Origin of the sequence: Citrobacter sp. Igbk 16, assembly GCF_028069755.1 — a bacterium.
Taxonomy (GTDB): domain Bacteria; phylum Pseudomonadota; class Gammaproteobacteria; order Enterobacterales; family Enterobacteriaceae; genus Citrobacter.
In genome coordinates this window covers 22,089-41,014 of the sequence record NZ_JANEWJ010000020.1, presented here as the reverse complement: position 1 = coordinate 41,014, position 18,926 = coordinate 22,089, and the positions used below count along the sequence as shown (strand labels likewise).

The following is an 18,926-nucleotide window of genomic DNA, read 5'->3' as shown; positions in this document are numbered from 1 at the left end:
AACGGAGTAAACAATGCAATTCTCTAAAATGCATGGCCTTGGCAACGATTTTATGGTCGTCGACGCGGTAACGCAGAATGTCTTTTTCTCACCCGAGCTGATCCGTCGTTTGTCTGACAGGCATCTGGGTGTTGGGTTCGATCAATTACTGGTCGTCGAGCCGCCTTACGATCCGGAGCTGGATTTCCATTACCGCATTTTCAATGCTGATGGCAGTGAAGTCTCGCAGTGTGGAAATGGCGCTCGTTGCTTTGCCCGTTTTGTGCGCCTGAAAGGGTTGACGAATAAGCGTGATATTCGTGTCAGTACCGCGAATGGCCGCATGGTATTAAGCGTAACGGACGATGAGCTGGTGCGGGTCAACATGGGAGAACCCAACTTTGAACCCTCGCAGGTCCCTTTTCGTGCCAATAAAGCAGAGAAGACCTATATTATGCGAGTGGCCGAGCAGACAGTATTGTGCGGCGTGGTTTCAATGGGGAATCCGCATTGCGTGATTCAGGTTGATGATGTTGATACGGCCACGGTGGAAACTCTGGGGCCGGTTCTGGAAAGCCATGAACGCTTCCCTGAGCGCGCCAATATCGGCTTTATGCAAGTGGTCAAACGTGAGCATATCCGACTGCGTGTTTATGAGCGTGGCGCAGGTGAAACGCAGGCTTGTGGCAGCGGCGCGTGTGCGGCTGTCGCTGTCGGTATTCAGCAGGGCCTGCTGGCAGATGAAGTGAGGGTGGAATTACCGGGCGGTCGACTTGATATCGCCTGGAAAGGTCCGGGTCATCCGTTATATATGACTGGCCCGGCGGCACATGTCTACGACGGATTTATTCACTTATGAAGCAACCAGGGGAAGAACTACAGGAAACGCTCATGGAACTGGACGACCGGGCGGTCGTCGATTATCTGCAACGTAATCCTGAGTTTTTTATCCGTAATGCTCAAGCGGTTGAAGCGATGCGCGTCCCGCACCCGGTGCGGGGCACGGTCTCTTTAGTTGAATGGCATATGGCTCGAGCACGTAATCATATCAACGTGCTGGAAGAGAACATGGCGTTGTTGATGGAACAAGCGAATGCCAACGAAAGCCTGTTCTATCGACTGTTAAATCTGCAAGGACGACTGGTGTCCGCGAACAGTCTCGATGACATGCTGATGCGACTTCATCGCTGGGCGCGTGAGTTAGGGCTGGCGGGAGCGACGGTTCGTCTGTTTCCGGATCGCTGGCGACTTGGTGCTCCCTCGAAATTTACCCATCTGGCATTAAGCCGTCAGGCTTTTGAACCGCTGCGCATTCAGCGTCTTGGTCAGTCACAGCACTACCTTGGACCACTCCACGGCCCGGAACTGTTAATCATGATGCCGGAAGCGAAAGCCATCGGCTCGGTGGCAATGTCGATGTTGGGGCAAGATGGCTCACTTGGTGTCATGTTGTTCAGTAGCCGTGATGCCAATCATTACCAGCAGGGGCAGGGCACGCAGTTATTGCAGGAAATTTCGCTGATGTTGCCGGAACTGCTGGAGCGTTGGATTGAACGCGTATGACCGATTCACCTCTTTCTCAGGATGTGACGCGCTTTTTACGTTATCTGGGCGTTGAGCGCCAACTGAGCCCTGTCACGTTACTTAATTATCAGCGTCAGCTTGATGCCATTATCGCGTTAGCCGGTGAAACCGGTCTGCAAAGCTGGCAGCAGTGTGATGCGCTCATGGTTCGTAGTTTTGCCGTACGTAGTCGCCGTAAAGGGCTGGGACCTGCCAGTCTGGCGTTGCGCCTGTCTGCACTGCGCAGTTTCTTCGACTGGATGGTTAATCAGGGCGAGCTGAACGCTAATCCGGCAAAAAGTGTTTCCGCGCCGAAAGCGCCGCGCCATTTACCCAAAAATATCGACGTTGATGATGTTAATCGCCTGCTGGATATCGATCTCAACGATCCCCTCGCCGTGCGCGACCGGGCAATGTTAGAAGTGATGTACGGCGCAGGGCTGCGTCTGTCTGAACTGGTTGGGCTGGATATTAAACATCTCGATCTTGATACTGGCGAAGTGTGGGTGATGGGCAAGGGCAGTAAAGAACGCCGTCTGCCGATTGGCCGCAATGCGGTGACGTGGATTGAGCACTGGTTGGATCTGCGCGGACTGTTTGGCAGCGATGACGATGCGCTGTTCCTGTCAAAACTGGGCAAACGCATCTCTGCGCGTAACGTGCAGAAACGCTTTGCCGAGTGGGGGATTAAACAGGGGCTTAACAGTCACGTGCATCCCCACAAATTGCGCCACTCTTTTGCGACACATATGCTGGAGTCGAGCGGCGATCTGCGCGGTGTGCAGGAGTTATTGGGCCATGCCAACCTCTCAACGACCCAAATCTATACCCATCTTGACTTTCAACACCTGGCTTCAGTGTACGATGCGGCGCATCCACGCGCCAAACGGGGGAAATAATGCGTTTTTACCGGCCTTTGGGGCGCATTTCTGCGCTCACCTTTGACCTTGATGATACCCTTTACGATAACCGTCCCGTTATCACACGCACCGAGCAGGAAGCGCTCGCGTTTGTCCAAAATTACCATCCCGCGCTGCGCGCGTTACAAAATAGCGACCTCCAGCGTTTACGCCAGGTTGTGCGCGACGCTGAACCGGAAATCTACCACGACGTTACCCGTTGGCGTCATCGTGCCGTCGAGCGCGCTATGCTGGAAGCTGGGCTGTCGACAGCAGAGGCGCTGATGGGGGCGAACGCGGCGATGATGAATTTCGCCAAATGGCGTAGCCGTATTGACGTCCCGCAGACAACGCATGACACATTAAAGGCACTGGCTCGCAAATGGCCGCTGGTGGCGATCACCAACGGTAATGCGCAACCAGAGCTGTTTGGTCTGGGGGATTACTTTGAGTTTGTGCTGCGTGCGGGCCCGGATGGGCGATCAAAACCGTTCAGCGATATGTACTCGCTGGCCGCGGAAAAACTAAAAATGCCGGTAGGTGAGATTCTGCACGTGGGCGATGACCTGACGACAGACGTCGCAGGTGCCATTCGTTGCGGCATGCAGGCTTGCTGGATCAAACCGGAAAATGCCGACCTGATGCAAACCGCAGACAGCCGTTTGCTGCCGCATATCGAAATTTCACAGTTGGCATCTCTGACCTCGCTGATATAATCACCAACAGAACTCTGTATATATACCCAGCTTTTTGGCGGATGGCGCTACGCTTATCCGCCCTACCTACTTTTACGCGGCGGTGCCAATGGACGTTTCTTACCTGCTCGACAGCCTTAATGACAAACAGCGTGAAGCGGTGGCCGCGCCACGCAGCAACATGCTGGTTCTGGCGGGCGCGGGGAGTGGTAAAACGCGTGTGCTGGTGCACCGTATTGCCTGGTTACTGACGGTTGAGAACAACTCGCCGTACTCCATTATGGCGGTGACGTTTACCAACAAAGCGGCGGCAGAAATGCGCCACCGTATTGGTCAGATCATGGGAACCAGCCAGGGCGGTATGTGGGTGGGGACGTTCCATGGCCTGGCACACCGTCTGCTGCGTGCGCACCATATGGATGCGAATCTGCCGCAGGATTTCCAGATCCTCGACAGCGAAGACCAGTTGCGTCTGCTCAAGCGCCTTATCAAAGCAATGAATCTGGATGAGAAGCAGTGGCCACCGCGTCAGGCGATGTGGTTCATCAACAGCCAGAAAGACGAAGGGCTGCGCCCGCACCATTTACAGAGCTATGGCAACCCAGTTGAGCAAACCTGGCAGAAAGTCTATCAGGCGTACCAGGAGGCGTGTGACCGCGCGGGGCTGGTGGATTTCGCCGAGCTGCTGCTGCGCGCCCATGAACTGTGGCTCAACAAGCCGCATATCCTGCAGCACTACCGCGAACGCTTTACCAATATCCTGGTGGACGAATTCCAGGATACCAACAACATTCAGTACGCGTGGATCCGTCTGCTGGCGGGCGATACCGGCAAAGTGATGATCGTGGGTGATGACGATCAGTCGATCTACGGCTGGCGCGGCGCGCAGGTGGAAAACATCCAGCGCTTCCTCACTGACTTCCCCGGTGCAGAAACCATCCGTCTGGAGCAGAACTACCGTTCGACCAACAACATCCTCAGCGCGGCCAACGCGCTGATTGAAAACAACAACGGGCGTCTGGGTAAAAAGCTGTGGACTGACGGCGCCGACGGTGAACCGATCTCTCTGTACTGCGCGTTCAACGAACTGGATGAAGCGCGCTTTGTGGTCAACCGTATCAAGACCTGGCAGGACAACGGCGGCGCGCTGGAACAATGCGCCATTCTGTATCGTAGCAACGCCCAGTCGCGCGTACTGGAAGAGGCGTTGTTACAGGCCAGCATGCCGTACCGTATTTACGGCGGTATGCGCTTCTTTGAACGCCAGGAAATCAAAGATGCGCTCTCTTACCTGCGTTTGATCGCTAACCGCAACGATGATGCTGCGTTTGAACGCGTGGTGAATACGCCAACCCGCGGGATTGGCGATCGTACTTTAGATGTGGTGCGTCAGACCTCGCGTGACCGCCAGTTGACGCTGTGGCAGGCATGTCGTGAGTTGCTACAGGAAAAAGCCCTTGCCGGTCGTGCTGCCAGCGCGCTACAGCGTTTTATGGAGCTGATTGATGCCCTGGCGCAGGAAACGGCCGATATGCCACTGCATGTGCAAACAGACCGGGTGGTGAAAGACTCCGGCCTGCGCATGATGTACGAGCAGGAGAAAGGCGAGAAAGGCCAGACACGTATCGAAAACTTAGACGAACTGGTCACAGCAACACGCCAGTTCAGCTACAACGAAGAAGATGAAGATTTAATGCCGCTGCAGGCATTTCTCTCCCACGCCGCGCTGGAAGCGGGCGAAGGGCAGGCGGATACCTGGCAGGACGCGGTACAGCTGATGACCCTGCACTCGGCGAAAGGCCTTGAGTTCCCGCAGGTGTTTATCGTGGGGATGGAAGAAGGTATGTTCCCCAGCCAGATGTCGCTGGACGAAGGTGGTCGTCTGGAAGAAGAACGCCGTCTGGCCTATGTCGGCGTCACCCGTGCTATGCAGAAGCTGACACTAACCTATGCCGAAACGCGCCGTCTGTACGGCAAAGAGGTGTACCATCGCCCATCGCGCTTTATCGGCGAACTGCCGGAAGCGTGCGTGGAAGAGGTTCGCCTGCGTGCCACCGTCAGCCGCCCGGTCAGCCATCAACGGATGGGAACGCCAATGGCGGAGAACGACACCGGTTATAAGCTTGGCCAGCGTGTGCGCCACGCCAAGTTTGGCGAAGGCACAATCGTCAATCTCGAAGGCAGCGGTGAGCATAGTCGCCTGCAGGTGGCGTTCCAGGGGCAGGGCATCAAATGGTTGGTGGCGGCCTACGCCAGACTGGAAACGGTGTGATCGGTTCTGCTTTGCCGGATGGCGACGCTGTAGCGCCTTATCCGGCCTACAGACCGGGTACATTTTTATTTGTAGGCCGGATAAGGCGAAGCCGCCATCCGGCTATCTGTCGGTTAATATTCTGAAATCATAGATAAATAATTCCCCTCTGCTAACCTTTCTGTATAAGGGGAAATTATTACTTTTTCGCCATCCGTTGCGTGTTGACGTCAAAATTTTGCTGGCGTAACATGCGCGCACGATTACGCTAAGAGGACATTCGCCTTGGACACACCCAGTAGATACTGGCTCATTATCCTGTCATCCAGGATCAACTCCTAAGGCTATCCCTTTTTGCTGATAGCCTTCGCGGTTGTCAGCGACCTTCTGTTTTTTCCCGTCGCGCTGAGTCAGGCTGTTTAATGGTCTGAAACCCAATTTGTTTCTGTGTGCCCACCGAACTGTCCGATAATTTTTTGCATTGGGAGTCCCGGTCATGCTGAGCGCATTTCAACTGGAAAACAATCGTTTAACACGTCTTGAGGCGGATGAGATCGAGCACCTGGCCAGTTCGGTCTGGGTTGATTTAGTCGAGCCGGACGACGATGAACGAAACCGTGTGCAAAAGGACTTGGGCCAGAATCTGGCCACGCGCCCTGAACTGGAAGACATCGAAGCATCCGCACGTTTTTTTGAAGACGAAGACGGTTTGCATATCCACTCCTTCTTCTTTTATGAAGACGCCGACGATCACGCGGGCAACTCAACTGTCGCATTTACCATTCGCGAAGGCCGCTTGTTTACCCTACGCGAACGTGAGCTACCGGCATTTCGCCTGTACCGCATGCGTGCGCGTAATCAGGCGATGGTGGATGGCAACGCCTATGAGCTGCTGCTCGATCTGTTCGAAACCAAAATAGAACAGTTGGCAGATGAGATAGAAAACATCTATAGCGATCTGGAAAAACTCAGCCGTGTGATCATGGAAGGGCGTCAGGGTGATGAGTACGACGAAGCGCTGTCCACGCTGGCGGAGCTGGAAGATATCGGCTGGAAGGTACGTCTGTGTCTGATGGATACCCAGCGCGCACTGAACTTCCTGGTGCGCAAAGCGCGTCTGCCGGGTAGTCAGCTGGAGCAGGCGCGTGAGATCCTGCGCGATATCGAGTCCCTGTTGCCGCACAACGAATCACTGTTCCAGAAAGTTAACTTCCTGATGCAGGCGGCGATGGGCTTTATCAACATCGAGCAGAACCGCATCATCAAGATCTTCTCGGTGGTTTCTGTCGTGTTCCTGCCGCCGACGCTGGTCGCTTCCAGCTATGGCATGAACTTTGAGTTTATGCCTGAGCTGCACTGGAGCTTCGGTTATCCTGGCGCGATTGTCTTTATGATGCTCGCAGGTCTGGCGCCGTATCTGTACTTTAAGCGCAAGAACTGGCTGTAATGATATGCCGGATGGCGCTTCGCTTATCCGGCCTACAAAAGCACATCTCCGTAGGCCGGATAAGGCGTAGCCTCCATCCGGCACTTCTTCAGTTCCGACGTACCCGTCTTTGCGTATAAATTGCATCCATCACGAAAATTGCCAGCGCTACCCAGATAAAGGCGAAGGTGACCATTTTATCCGCTCCCGGCACTTCACCGTAGAACGTTACCGCCAGCAGGAACATCAGCGTTGGCCCGATATACTGGAAAAAGCCCAGCGTGGATAGACGTAAACGGGTTGCCGCACCGGTAAAGCACAGCAGTGGGATAGTGGTCACGACACCCGCAGCAATCAGCAGCAGATTGAGTGACATGGGGTTCTGACCCATATGGCTGGTCGGGCTGTCTGCGATACCAAACAGATAGATGGCCGCAATGGGTAAGAGCCACAGAGTTTCGATCAGCATGCCGGTTTGTGCTTCGACAGCGATTTTCTTGCGCACCAGACCATAGAAAGCAAAGCTGAACGCCAGTCCCAAGGCGATTATTGGCAGCGATCCAAAGGTCCACAGCTGTACCAGTACGCCGCAGGCGGCTAACAGTACTGCCAGCCACTGCATACGGCGGAAGCGTTCTCCGAGGAAAATCATCCCCAACACGATATTTACCAGTGGGTTAATAAAGTAACCGAGGCTGGCTTCCAGCATATGGTGGTTATTGACCGCCCAGATAAAGAGCAGCCAGTTTCCGCCGATTAGGACCGCCGAGAGCGCCAGCAGAAAAATCTTCTTTGGCGTTTGCAGCAGCGTTTTGACACCTGACCATTGGCGACTAACGCTCATCAGCGCCACCATAAAGAAAAATGACCAGATGACGCGGTGCGTCAGGATCTCATCCGCCGGGACGTAGTAAATCAGTTTGAAGTAGGCGGGAGCGATACCCCAAATAAAATAGGCAGCAAGAGCGAGTAACACGCCCTGCCGCGTTTGTTTAGCATCCATTGGGAGAACTCATTGCAGAAAAGTAACCGTAGTTTACCTTTTTTCAGGCGCTTACCCCACCATATAAGTGGCAGTTGCACTGGCGATATAAAGCTGTTCTTCGTTGTGCAGTTCCACCCGCGCGACTGCCACTTTATTGCCTGCTCGCAGCAGACTGCTGGTGGCCGTAAAGCGATTTCCTCTGCCTGGTCGCAGGTAATCAACGCGCAGATCGATGGTGCCCATTCGTGACATTCGCTGGCGTAGCTCGTCCTCGCTGATGGTCTCGTGGCGGGTTAGCGTACTGCCAACGCACACCAGCCCGGCGGCAACGTCCAGCGCTGAGGCGATCACCCCGCCGTGCAGGATGCTTTGTGCCCAGTTGCCGACCATCATCGGTTGGTTATTAAACGCTAATTGCGCAAATTCTTTTTCATAACGTTCCAGTTCCAGCCCCAATGCCCGATTAAACGGCATATGATAGACAAACATTTCACCCACTAATTTAAGGGCTTGCTCAGCAGTAAGAACAGCAGACATACGATCCCGACACCTTATTGGTTAATGAAATGTTGATATTATGCTTATTATTTGTTGTTTTCTACTTTAGGACGGGATAACTAACGAGGAACTAGCTAAGTATGTAGAATACTTGGTAGATAATTATACAATTCATCAATATTTTGGTTCAGGAGAACACTACCGATGCGGGCGATTCTGGGTTGGTTACTACCAGCAGTCATGCTGCCGTTGACCGCGTATGCGCAGGAAGCGACAGTGAAAGAGATTCATGATGCACCAGCAGTGAGAGGCAGTATTATCGCCAATATGCTGCAAGAACACGATAATCCTTTCACGCTGTACCCCTATGACACCAACTATCTCATCTACACCAATACCAGCGACATGAACAAAGAGGCGATCAGCAGCTATAACTGGTCGGATAATGCGCGCAAAGATGAGGTTAAGTTTCAGCTAAGCCTGGCATTTCCGCTTTGGCGCGGGATTTTGGGCCCGAATTCAGTGCTCGGTGGTTCATATACTCAGAAATCCTGGTGGCAGCTTTCTAATAGTGAAGAGTCTTCACCGTTTCGTGAAACTAACTACGAGCCGCAGCTGTTTCTGGGTTTCGCCACGGATTATCGCGTTGCTGGCTGGACGCTACGTGATGTCGAAATGGGCTATAACCATGATTCAAATGGGCGATCCGATCCCACCTCGCGTAGCTGGAACCGTCTGTACACTCGTCTGATGGCTGAAAATGGCAACTGGCTGGTGGAGGTTAAACCGTGGTACGTCATCGGCAGCACTGACGATAACCCCGACATCACCAAATACATGGGCTACTACCAGCTGAAAATGGGCTATCACCTCGGTGATGCCGTCATCAGCGTGAAAGGCCAGTACAACTGGAATACCGGTTACGGTGGTGCTGAAATCGGCGCGAGCTACCCGATCACTAAGCATGTTCGCTTCTACACCCAGGTCTATAGCGGCTACGGCGAATCGCTGATCGACTACAATTTCAATCAGACGCGTGTGGGTGTGGGTGTGATGCTCAACGATATCTTCTGATAGGTTTGATAGCATTTTAATCATTGCAGTTTCTCTCTCAGGCGCTGAAAATAGCGCCTGTTTTTCTTTAAGGCTAATGGGGTTAATGTGGCGCAGGCGGAAGTGTTGAATCTGGAAATGGGCGCTAAACAGGTTTTGCAGGAAACCTTTGGCTACCAACAGTTTCGCCCTGGGCAGGAAGAAATTATCGATACTGTGCTTTCTGGTCGCGACTGCCTGGTCGTCATGCCGACCGGTGGTGGTAAATCCCTGTGCTATCAAATCCCCGCATTATTGCTGAACGGACTCACCGTTGTTGTCTCGCCGCTTATTTCCCTGATGAAAGATCAGGTCGACCAATTATTAGCAAACGGCGTGGCGGCGGCGTGTCTGAACTCTACCCAAAGTCGTGAACAGCAGCTTGAGGTCATGGCTGGCTGTCGCAGCGGGCAAATTCGCTTGCTGTACATTGCGCCCGAACGTTTGATGCTGGATAACTTCCTCGAACATCTGGCGCACTGGAATCCGGTGTTGCTGGCCGTTGATGAAGCGCACTGCATCTCGCAATGGGGGCACGATTTCCGCCCTGAATACGCCGCGTTGGGGCAATTGCGTCAGCGTTTCCCGACGCTGCCGTTCGTGGCGCTGACCGCGACTGCTGATGACACCACTCGCCTGGATATTGTGCGTCTGCTGGGGTTGAACGATCCGCTCATTCAGATCAGCAGTTTTGACCGGCCGAATATTCGCTACATGCTGATGGAGAAGTTTAAGCCGCTCGATCAGCTGATGCGCTATGTACAAGAACAGCGCGGCAAGTCCGGCATTATTTACTGTAACAGCCGCGCGAAGGTCGAAGACACCGCAGCGCGTCTGCAAAGTCGTGGCATCAGCGCGGGGGCCTATCATGCTGGACTGGAAAACAGTGTACGTGCCGAGGTGCAGGAAAAATTCCAACGCGATGACCTGCAAATCGTGGTGGCGACCGTAGCGTTCGGGATGGGAATCAACAAACCTAACGTACGCTTTGTGGTGCATTTTGATATCCCGCGTAACATCGAATCTTATTACCAGGAAACCGGCCGTGCAGGGCGTGATGGCCTGCCTGCGGAAGCGATGCTGTTTTACGATCCCGCTGATATGGCATGGTTACGCCGTTGCCTGGAAGAGAAACCAGCCGGGCAGTTACTGGATATTGAACGGCATAAACTCAATGCGATGGGAGCGTTTGCCGAGGCGCAAACCTGTCGTCGTCTGGTATTGCTGAATTATTTTGGTGAAGGGCGTCAGGAGCCGTGCGGCAACTGCGATATTTGTCTCGACCCGCCAAAACAGTACGATGGTTTAATGGATGCGCGTAAGGCGCTGTCGACAATCTACCGCGTCAACCAACGCTTTGGTATGGGATATGTCGTGGAAGTCTTGCGCGGAGCCAATAACCAACGTATTCGCGAGCTGGCTCATGACAAGCTGCCGGTCTATGGCATTGGTCGTGAACAGAGCCATGAACATTGGGTGAGTGTGATCCGCCAATTGATTCACCTTGGTCTGGTGACGCAGAATATTGCCCATCACTCTGCGTTACAGTTAACCGAAGCCGCACGACCGGTTCTGCGTGGCGAAATCTCGTTACAACTTGCCGTGCCGCGTATTGTGGCGCTGAAACCGCGTGCGATGCAGAAATCCTTCGGTGGCAACTACGACCGCAAGCTCTTCGCCAAATTGCGTAAGCTGCGTAAGGCGATTGCCGATGAAGAAAATATCCCGCCGTATGTGGTTTTCAACGATGCGACGCTGATAGAAATGGCCGAGCAGATGCCGGTTTCTCCGAGCGAAATGTTAAGCGTCAACGGCGTGGGCATGCGTAAACTTGAGCGTTTCGGCAAAGAGTTTATGGCGCTTATTCGTGCGCACGTTGATGGCGACGACGAAGAGTAGTCAGCCGGGCAAAAAAGTGCCAGGATGGTGACTCACTGAACTATTCCCCCGCGAGTCATTTTTATGTTAACGCTATTTTTCACCGTTGCGTTGGTGCATATCGTTGCACTGATGAGTCCCGGTCCCGATTTTTTCTTTGTCTCTCAAACAGCTGTGAGCCGTTCGCGTAAAGAAGCGATGATGGGTGTGCTGGGTATTACCTGTGGCGTCATGGTATGGGCTGGCGTGGCACTGCTCGGTTTACACCTGATTATCGAAAAAATGGCCTGGCTGCATACCATTATTATGGTCGGCGGGGGGCTGTATCTGTGTTGGATGGGCTACCAGATGCTGCGCGGCGCGTTTAAAAAGCAGAGTGTTGCGACTCCAACACCACAGGTTGAACTGGCACAGAGCGGGCGCAGCTTTTTAAAAGGTCTGCTCACCAACCTGGCGAACCCTAAAGCCATTATCTACTTTGGCTCCGTGTTCTCATTGTTCGTTGGCGATAATGTAGGAACGGGCGCGCGCTGGGGGATCTTTGCCCTAATCATCGTGGAAACGCTGGCGTGGTTTACCGTGGTCGCCAGCCTGTTTGCACTGCCGAAAATGCGTCGTGGTTATCAGCGTCTGGCGAAGTGGATCGATGGATTCGCTGGCGCACTGTTTGCAGGCTTCGGTATTCACCTGATTATTTCGCGTTAATTTACCTGCAGGCCGGATAAGCGTTAGCGTCATCCGGCACTCACATCACGCATGCCTTGCCGACGCCAGCAGGGCGCCTATCAGCATAAACAGTGAACCAAACACCTTGTTCAGCGCCTTCATTTGCTTTGGCCCCTTAATCCAGCCCGCAATGCGGGTGGCCAGCGTCGCGTAACCGATCATCACAATGATATCGACCACGATGGTGGTGATACCAAGCACCACATACTGCATGACCTGAGGTTCTTGCGGCATGATGAACTGTGGGAACAGGGCGGCGAGAAACACAATGCTCTTTGGGTTGGTCAGGTTGACGAAGACCGCGCGTTTGAACAGGCGGCTGCGTGTTTGCGTGTTTGCCATGGTGTTCAGATCGATAGCGCCCGCTGCCCGCCATTGCTGAATACCCAACCAAATCAAATAGGCCGCTCCCGCCCACTTCAGTACTTCAAACGCGATGACTGAACGTGAGAACAGTGTCCCCAGCCCAACACCAACCAGTACGATATGAATGCCAAGCCCGGTCTGCAAACCGGCAATAGAGGCGCTGGCGCCACGATAGCCGTGACTGATGGCGGTGGTCATGGTGTTGATTGCGCCAGAGCCCGGAGACAAGCTCAAAATAATAGAGGTCAGCAGGTAGGCGAACCACCATTCAAAGGTCATGAGAAACTCCCGGATTGTCTATTTTTATGCCACAATACGCTACTGCCGTTGCGTTGTATCAGGTGCGGCGAAAAAAACGATTTTACTTGGTCAGCGAGGCTGGATACCCGATGTTTCAGCAGCAAAAAGACTGGGAAACAAGAGAAAACGCGTTTGCCGCTTTTTCCATGGGTCCACTGACAGATTTCTGGCAGCAACGGGAGGAAGCGGAGTTTACGGGTGTAGATGATGTTCCCGTACATTTTGTTCGCTTTCGTGCCGAAAAAAACGATCGCGTCATCGTTGTCTGTCCCGGGCGCATTGAAAGCTATGTGAAATACGCTGAGCTGGCGTATGACCTGTTTCATTCTGGTTTTGACGTACTCATTATCGATCACCGTGGTCAGGGGCGTTCCGGGCGGATGTTATCGGACCCGCATCGTGGTCATGTCGATAACTTTAATGACTACGTCGATGATTTAGCCGCCTTCTGGCAGCAGGAAGTACAGCCTGGCCCGTGGCGAAAACGCTATATACTGGCGCATTCCATGGGCGGCGCGATTGCCACCTTGTTCCTGCAGCGCCATCCCAATCAATGTGATGCCATTGCGCTTTGTGCGCCCATGTTTGGTATCGTGATGCGTTTTCCCGACTGGATGGTGCGCCACATTCTTGACTGGGCTGAAGGGCATCCACGCATCCGTGAAGGCTATGCGATGGGGACCGGCCGCTGGCGGGCGCTGCCATTCGGTATGAATGCACTAACCCATAGTCGACAGCGCTATCGGCGTAACCTACGCTTTTACGCAGATGATCCGCGGTTACGTGTGGGTGGCCCTACCTATCACTGGGTGCGTGAAGGTATTCAGGCGGGCGAACAGGTTCTGGCCGGAGCGGGTGATGACGCAACGCCAGCGCTGCTTATTCAGGCCGAAGAAGAGCGTGTGGTGGATAACCGCATGCACGATCGTTTTTGTGAACTCCGCGCTGCAGCAGGCCATCCGGTAGAAGGAGGTCAGCCGCTTGTCATAAAAGGCGCGTACCATGAGATCCTTTTCGAAAAGGACGCAATGCGCTCAGTCGCGCTTAACGCCATTGTTGATTTTTTCAACAGGCATAACTCATCCAGCGGAACTCGCTTTTCCTAGAGGTTTAATTTTCTTATGTATCAGGTTGTTGCGTCTGATTTAGACGGTACGCTGCTTTCTCCCGACCATACTTTGTCCCCTTATGCCAAAGAGACGCTGAAACTTCTGACGGCTCGCGGTGTTCACTTCGTGTTTGCCACCGGTCGTCATCATGTTGATGTGGGGCAAATTCGCGATAACCTCGGCATTAAAACCTACATGATCACGTCCAACGGTGCCCGCGTGCACGATCCTGACGGAAATCTGGTGTTTTCCCACAACCTGGATCGCGACATTGCCAGCGATCTGTTTGGCGTTGTGAACGCCAACCCGGATATCGTGACGAATGTTTACCGCGATGATGAGTGGTTCATGAACCGCCACCGCCCGGAAGAAATGCGTTTCTTTAAAGAGGCGGTATTCAATTATTCACTGTTTGAACCTGCACTGCTGGAGCCGGAAGGCGTTAGCAAAGTGTTTTTCACCACCGATTCTCACGAAAGGTTGCTGCCGCTGGAACAGGCGATTAACGCCCGCTGGGGCGATCGCGTGAACGTCAGTTTCTCCACACTGACGTGTCTGGAAGTGATGGCAGGTGGCGTGTCGAAAGGCCATGCGCTGGAAGCTGTGGCGAAAGCGATGGGCTATAGCCTGAAGGACTGTATCGCCTTCGGCGACGGTATGAACGACGCGGAGATGCTCTCCATGGCAGGCAAAGGCTGTATCATGGGCAACGCGCATCAACGCCTGAAGGATCTGCATCCGGAACTGGACGTGATTGGCCTCAATGCCGATGATGCCGTGCCGCATTATCTGCGAGAGCTTTTTCTGCAGTAACGTTGTTGGTCGTTAGTTGACCAGTTGTCAACCGTGTTCTTCGCTACAATGGGTGTACCTTTTGTTAAGAGACATCCATTGTGGCGTTACTCATCATTACCACAATTCTGTGGGCCTTTTCCTTCAGCCTGTTTGGCGAGTACCTTGCCGGTCATGTCGATAGCTATTTTGCGGTGCTGGTGCGCGTTGGGCTGGCGGCTCTGGTGTTTTTTCCGTTTTTGCGTACCCGTGGGCACAGCGTAAAAACAATCGCGCTGTATATGCTGGTGGGAGCCATGCAGCTTGGCATTATGTATATGCTGAGTTTTCACGCCTATCTGTATCTGACGGTTTCAGAATTGCTGCTCTTTACCGTTCTGACGCCGTTGTACATTACGCTAATTTATGACCTGATGAGCGGGCGCCGTTTACGTTGGAGCTATGCGTTCAGCGCACTACTGGCGGTAATTGGCGCAGGGATTATCCGTTACGATCAGGTGACCAGCCACTTCTGGACCGGCCTGCTGCTGGTACAGCTTTCTAACATTAGCTTTGCCATCGGTATGGTGGGTTACAAACGCCTGATGGAAACGCGCCCGATGCCACAACACAACGCCTTTGCCTGGTTTTACATGGGTGCCTTTATGGTGGCGGTCGTGGCCTGGTTCATGCTGGGCAATGCTCAGAAAATGCCTGCAACTACGCTACAGTGGGGAATTCTGGTGTTTCTTGGCGTGGCAGCGTCCGGCATTGGTTACTTTATGTGGAACTACGGCGCGACCCAGGTGGATGCCGGTACGTTGGGCATTATGAACAATATGCATGTGCCGGCGGGGCTGCTGGTCAATCTGGCTATCTGGCACCAACAACCGCACTGGCCAAGCTTTATCATTGGCGCGGCTGTGATAGTGGCTTCACTGTGGGTACATCGTAAGTGGGTCGTTCCGCACTCCGCACAAACGGCAGGTGGTCACAGGCGTGATTCCGCGCTGAACGAATAAACGCTTCTGTTACCGGCTGGCGCTGTTCTCCGTCGCGCACGGCGGCGTACAGTCGGCTCCACAACCCATCGCCCAGGGTTTTGGTTACGACCAGACCCTGGCGTTCAAAACTCTCTACTACCCAGTGCGGCAAAGCCGCGATACCCATTTTTGCGGCAACCATCTGAATCAGCAGCAGTGTGTTATCCACACTCTTCAGCGACGGACTGATGCCTGCGGGCTGCAGGAAATGCCGCCAGACATCCAACCGACTACGCTGCACCGGATAAATAAGCAGAGTTTCGCTGGCCAAATCTTCCGGCGTGATTTGCGTTTTGCTGGCCAGCGGATGGTCGGGGGCCAGGATCAGGCGTACTTCAAAATCGAACATCGGTGAGTAGTGCAATCCGCTGCGCGGCAGAATGTCGGATGTCATCACCAGATCCAGCTCATCCTGCTGTAGCGCCGGTTGCGGATCGAAGGTCACACCGGATTTAAAATCCATCTCCACCTGCGGCCAGTTGGCACGAAAATTCTCCAACGCGGGCGTCAGCCACTGAATGCAACTGTGGCATTCGATAGCGATACGTAATCGGGTTTGCTGCGGTTCGTTGCATGCCTGCAGCGCGCGACCTATTTGCGGCAATACCTGGTTTGCCAACTGGAGCAGAATTTCACCCTGTGGCGTAAAACGCAAAGGCTGGCTCTTGCGGACAAAAAGCCGAAAGCCAAGGCGCTGCTCCAGATCGCTGAACTGGTGAGAAAGGGCGGATTGCGTCTGATGCAACGTGGCCGCTGCTGCTGCCAGAGAGCCACTGTTCCGCAACGCCTGGAGCGTTTTCAGGTGTTTAATCTCGATCATGAAAGTCCTTCACTTCGGCATGAACAAATTGCGCTTGAGGAATATACAGTAACTGGCAAATATGGATGTGTAAACATCTGGACGGCTAAAATCCTTCGTCTTTTAAATTTATGGTGCGTTGGCTGCGTTTCTCCACCCCGGTCTCTTACTTCAGTAAGCTCCCGGGGATGAACAAACTTGCCGCCTTCCCTAAATTCAAAATCCATAGGATTTACATATAATTAGAGGAAGAAAAATGACAATATTGAATCACACCCTCGGTTTTCCTCGCGTTGGCCTGCGTCGCGAGTTGAAAAAAGCGCAAGAAAGTTACTGGGCGGGTAATTCTTCCCGTGAAGATTTGCTGACCGTTGGCCGCGAGCTGCGTGCCCGCCACTGGGAGCAGCAGAAACAGGCGGGTATAGACCTGCTGCCGGTGGGTGATTTTGCCTGGTACGATCACGTCCTGACCACCAGCCTGCTGCTCGGCAACGTTCCGGCTCGCCATCAAAATAAAGATGGCTCCGTCGATATCGATACCTTATTCCGTATTGGCCGTGGCCGTGCACCGACGGGTGAACCGGCGGCGGCGGCAGAAATGACCAAATGGTTTAATACCAACTATCACTACATGGTGCCGGAGTTCACCAAAGGTCAGCAGTTCAAACTGACCTGGACCCAACTGCTGGATGAAGTGGACGAAGCGCTGGCGCTCGGTCACAAGGTAAAACCCGTACTGCTTGGCCCGGTAACTTACCTCTGGCTGGGGAAAGTGAAGGGCGAACAGTTTGACCGCCTGAGCCTGCTCAACGACATTCTGCCGGTTTACCAGCAGGTGCTGGCTGAGCTGGCGAAACGCGGTATTGAGTGGGTGCAGATTGATGAGCCTGCTCTGGTACTGGAGCTGCCGCAAGTGTGGTTGAATGCTTTTAAACCGGCTTATGACGCCCTGCAGGGCCAGGTGAAGTTGCTGCTGACCACCTACTTCGAAGGCGTAACGCCAAACCTGGAGACCATTACCGCGCTGCCGGTGCAGGGTCTGCATGTTGACCTGGTCCATGGCAAAGATGATGTCGCCGAGCTGCACAAACGCCTGCCTGCCGACTGGCTGCTGTCAGCGGGTCTGGTAAATGGTCGTAATGTCTGGCGCGCCGATCTCAGCGAAAAATACGCGCAAATTAAAGATATCGTTGGGAAACGCTCGCTGTGGGTGGCGTCTTCATGTTCTCTGCTGCACAGCCCAATTGACCTGAGTGTTGAAACCCGCCTGGATGCCGAAGTGAAGAGTTGGTTTGCCTTCGCGCTGCAAAAATGCGGAGAGCTGGCGCTACTGCGTGATGCGCTGAACAGCGGTGATACCGCGGCGCTGGTTGAATGGAGCGCACCGATTCAGGCGCGTCGCCACTCCACCCGTGTACACAACGCCGCAGTGGAAAAACGTCTGGCGGCGATCACCGCCCAGGACAGCCAACGCGCCAACGCTTACCCGGTTCGCGCCGAGGCGCAACGTGCCCGCTTTAATCTGCCAGCATGGCCGACCACCACTATCGGCTCATTCCCGCAAACCACGGAGATTCGCGGTCTGCGCCTGGACTTCAAAAAGGGCAACCTGGATGCAGGCAACTACCGTACAGGGATCGCAGAACATATCAAACAGGCGATTGTTGAGCAGGAACGTCTGGGCCTCGACGTACTGGTACACGGTGAAGCTGAACGTAACGACATGGTCGAATACTTTGGCGAACATCTGGACGGCTTCGTCTTTACCCAGAATGGTTGGGTGCAGAGCTACGGCTCTCGCTGCGTGAAACCGCCGGTGGTGATTGGCGACGTCAGCCGCCCGGAAGCGATTACCGTTGAGTGGGCTAAATACGCGCAGTCGCTGACTGACAAACCGGTTAAAGGCATGCTGACCGGACCGGTGACCATTCTTTGCTGGTCGTTCCCGCGTGAAGATGTGACCCGTGAAACGATCGCGAAACAGATTGCGTTGGCGTTGCGTGATGAAGTGGCAGATCTGGAAGCGGCGGGTATCGGTATTATCCAGATTGATGAACCTGCACTGCGTGAAGGCCTGCCGCTGCGTCGCAGTGACTGGGCGGCATATCTGGAATGGGGCGTTGAAGCCTTCCGCATCAACGCTGCGGTGGCGAGGGATGAAACTCAGATCCACACCCATATGTGTTACTGCGAGTTTAACGACATCATGGATTCCATTGCTGCGCTGGATGCGGACGTGATCACCATCGAAACCTCACGCTCTGATATGGAACTGCTGGAGTCGTTTGAAGAGTTCGATTACCCGAACGAAATCGGGCCGGGCGTCTATGATATTCACTCACCGAACGTCCCGAGTGTAGAGTGGATTGAAGCCCTGCTGAAGAAAGCGCAACAGCGTATTCCGGCTGAGCGTCTGTGGGTGAACCCGGACTGTGGCCTGAAAACGCGCGGCTGGCCGGAAACTCGGGCTGCGCTGGCTAATATGGTCAAAGCTGCGCAGAATCTGCGTCAGGCTTAACGATACGTAGGCCCGGTCAGCGAAGCCG

Annotated in this window: 18 protein-coding genes; 14 read left to right on the top strand and 4 right to left on the bottom strand. The window is 53.9% G+C overall.

The window, feature by feature from the left end:
- Positions 1-13 precede the first annotated feature (13 nt).
- The 7 genes from dapF to corA all read left to right on the top strand — a co-directional run bounded on the left by dapF (position 14) and on the right by corA (position 6,834).
- Complete coding sequence (gene dapF / locus NNO03_RS14350; RefSeq protein WP_040230073.1) at positions 14-838, top strand: diaminopimelate epimerase; 825 nt, start codon at positions 14-16, stop codon at positions 836-838.
- Positions 835-1,542, top strand: coding sequence for a DUF484 domain-containing protein (locus NNO03_RS14345; RefSeq protein WP_271441009.1), 708 nt, complete (start codon positions 835-837; stop codon positions 1,540-1,542). Before dapF ends, NNO03_RS14345 begins: the two co-directional genes overlap by 4 nt.
- The gene (gene xerC, locus NNO03_RS14340; RefSeq protein WP_271449825.1) at positions 1,539-2,441 is read left to right on the top strand and encodes a tyrosine recombinase XerC; all 903 of its coding nucleotides are present in this window, start codon (positions 1,539-1,541) and stop codon (positions 2,439-2,441) included. The genes NNO03_RS14345 and xerC overlap by 4 nt, the downstream gene beginning before the upstream one ends.
- On the top strand, positions 2,441-3,157 hold the full coding sequence (gene yigB / locus NNO03_RS14335) for a 5-amino-6-(5-phospho-D-ribitylamino)uracil phosphatase YigB (RefSeq protein ID WP_271449824.1): 717 nt from the start codon (positions 2,441-2,443) through the stop codon (positions 3,155-3,157). Before xerC ends, yigB begins: the two co-directional genes overlap by 1 nt.
- Before the next feature lie 88 nt (positions 3,158-3,245).
- Positions 3,246-5,408 (top strand): DNA helicase II, encoded by a 2,163-nt coding sequence (gene uvrD, locus NNO03_RS14330; protein ID WP_271441012.1) that lies wholly within the window; start codon positions 3,246-3,248, stop codon positions 5,406-5,408.
- A 264-nt stretch (positions 5,409-5,672) separates the two neighbouring features.
- On the top strand, positions 5,673-5,729 hold the full coding sequence (gene ysgD / locus NNO03_RS14325) for a YsgD/CorL family protein (protein WP_212723238.1): 57 nt from the start codon (positions 5,673-5,675) through the stop codon (positions 5,727-5,729).
- A 154-nt stretch (positions 5,730-5,883) separates the two neighbouring features.
- Positions 5,884-6,834 carry a magnesium/cobalt transporter CorA gene (gene corA, locus NNO03_RS14320; protein WP_271449823.1) on the top strand — a complete coding sequence of 317 codons (951 nt, stop codon included), beginning with the start codon at positions 5,884-5,886 and terminating at the stop codon, positions 6,832-6,834.
- Between the two features lie 88 nt (positions 6,835-6,922).
- On the opposite strand, the gene rarD is transcribed toward corA, so the two are convergent.
- A complete protein-coding gene (rarD, locus tag NNO03_RS14315) occupies positions 6,923-7,816 on the bottom strand; it encodes an EamA family transporter RarD (protein WP_271449822.1) in 894 nt (297 codons plus the stop codon).
- Positions 7,817-7,867: 51 nt separating this feature from the next.
- Complete coding sequence (gene yigI / locus NNO03_RS14310; RefSeq protein WP_005133301.1) at positions 7,868-8,335, bottom strand: acyl-CoA thioesterase YigI; 468 nt, start codon at positions 8,333-8,335, stop codon at positions 7,868-7,870.
- A gap of 165 nt (positions 8,336-8,500) precedes the next feature.
- Here yigI and pldA point away from each other — a divergent pair, with 165 nt between their 5' ends.
- From pldA to rhtC, 3 genes are all read left to right on the top strand, one after another.
- On the top strand, positions 8,501-9,370 hold the full coding sequence (pldA, locus tag NNO03_RS14305) for a phospholipase A (protein WP_271441015.1): 870 nt from the start codon (positions 8,501-8,503) through the stop codon (positions 9,368-9,370).
- Positions 9,371-9,457: 87 nt separating this feature from the next.
- Complete coding sequence (gene recQ / locus NNO03_RS14300) at positions 9,458-11,287, top strand: ATP-dependent DNA helicase RecQ (RefSeq protein WP_271441016.1); 1,830 nt, start codon at positions 9,458-9,460, stop codon at positions 11,285-11,287.
- A gap of 63 nt (positions 11,288-11,350) precedes the next feature.
- Complete coding sequence (gene rhtC, locus NNO03_RS14295; protein ID WP_271449821.1) at positions 11,351-11,971, top strand: threonine export protein RhtC; 621 nt, start codon at positions 11,351-11,353, stop codon at positions 11,969-11,971.
- A gap of 45 nt (positions 11,972-12,016) precedes the next feature.
- On the opposite strand, the gene rhtB is transcribed toward rhtC, so the two are convergent.
- Entirely contained in the window at positions 12,017-12,637 is a 621-nt protein-coding gene (rhtB, locus tag NNO03_RS14290; RefSeq protein WP_271441019.1) for a homoserine/homoserine lactone efflux protein, read from the bottom strand.
- Between the two features lie 110 nt (positions 12,638-12,747).
- Between rhtB and pldB the strand changes: the two genes are divergently transcribed.
- From pldB to NNO03_RS14275, 3 genes are all read left to right on the top strand, one after another.
- Entirely contained in the window at positions 12,748-13,764 is a 1,017-nt protein-coding gene (gene pldB / locus NNO03_RS14285; protein WP_271441020.1) for a lysophospholipase L2, read from the top strand.
- Positions 13,765-13,779: 15 nt separating this feature from the next.
- A complete protein-coding gene (gene yigL / locus NNO03_RS14280) occupies positions 13,780-14,580 on the top strand; it encodes a sugar/pyridoxal phosphate phosphatase YigL (protein ID WP_202037303.1) in 801 nt (266 codons plus the stop codon).
- A gap of 80 nt (positions 14,581-14,660) precedes the next feature.
- Entirely contained in the window at positions 14,661-15,560 is a 900-nt protein-coding gene (locus NNO03_RS14275; protein ID WP_271449820.1) for a carboxylate/amino acid/amine transporter, read from the top strand.
- Here the strand turns inward: NNO03_RS14275 and metR are convergent.
- Entirely contained in the window at positions 15,448-16,401 is a 954-nt protein-coding gene (gene metR / locus NNO03_RS14270; RefSeq protein ID WP_271449819.1) for an HTH-type transcriptional regulator MetR, read from the bottom strand. The genes NNO03_RS14275 and metR overlap by 113 nt on opposite strands.
- Positions 16,402-16,636: 235 nt before the next feature.
- On the opposite strand from metR, the gene metE reads away from it, so the two are divergent.
- A complete protein-coding gene (gene metE / locus NNO03_RS14265; RefSeq protein ID WP_271449818.1) occupies positions 16,637-18,898 on the top strand; it encodes a 5-methyltetrahydropteroyltriglutamate--homocysteine S-methyltransferase in 2,262 nt (753 codons plus the stop codon).
- The last annotated feature ends 28 nt before the right edge of the window (positions 18,899-18,926 follow it).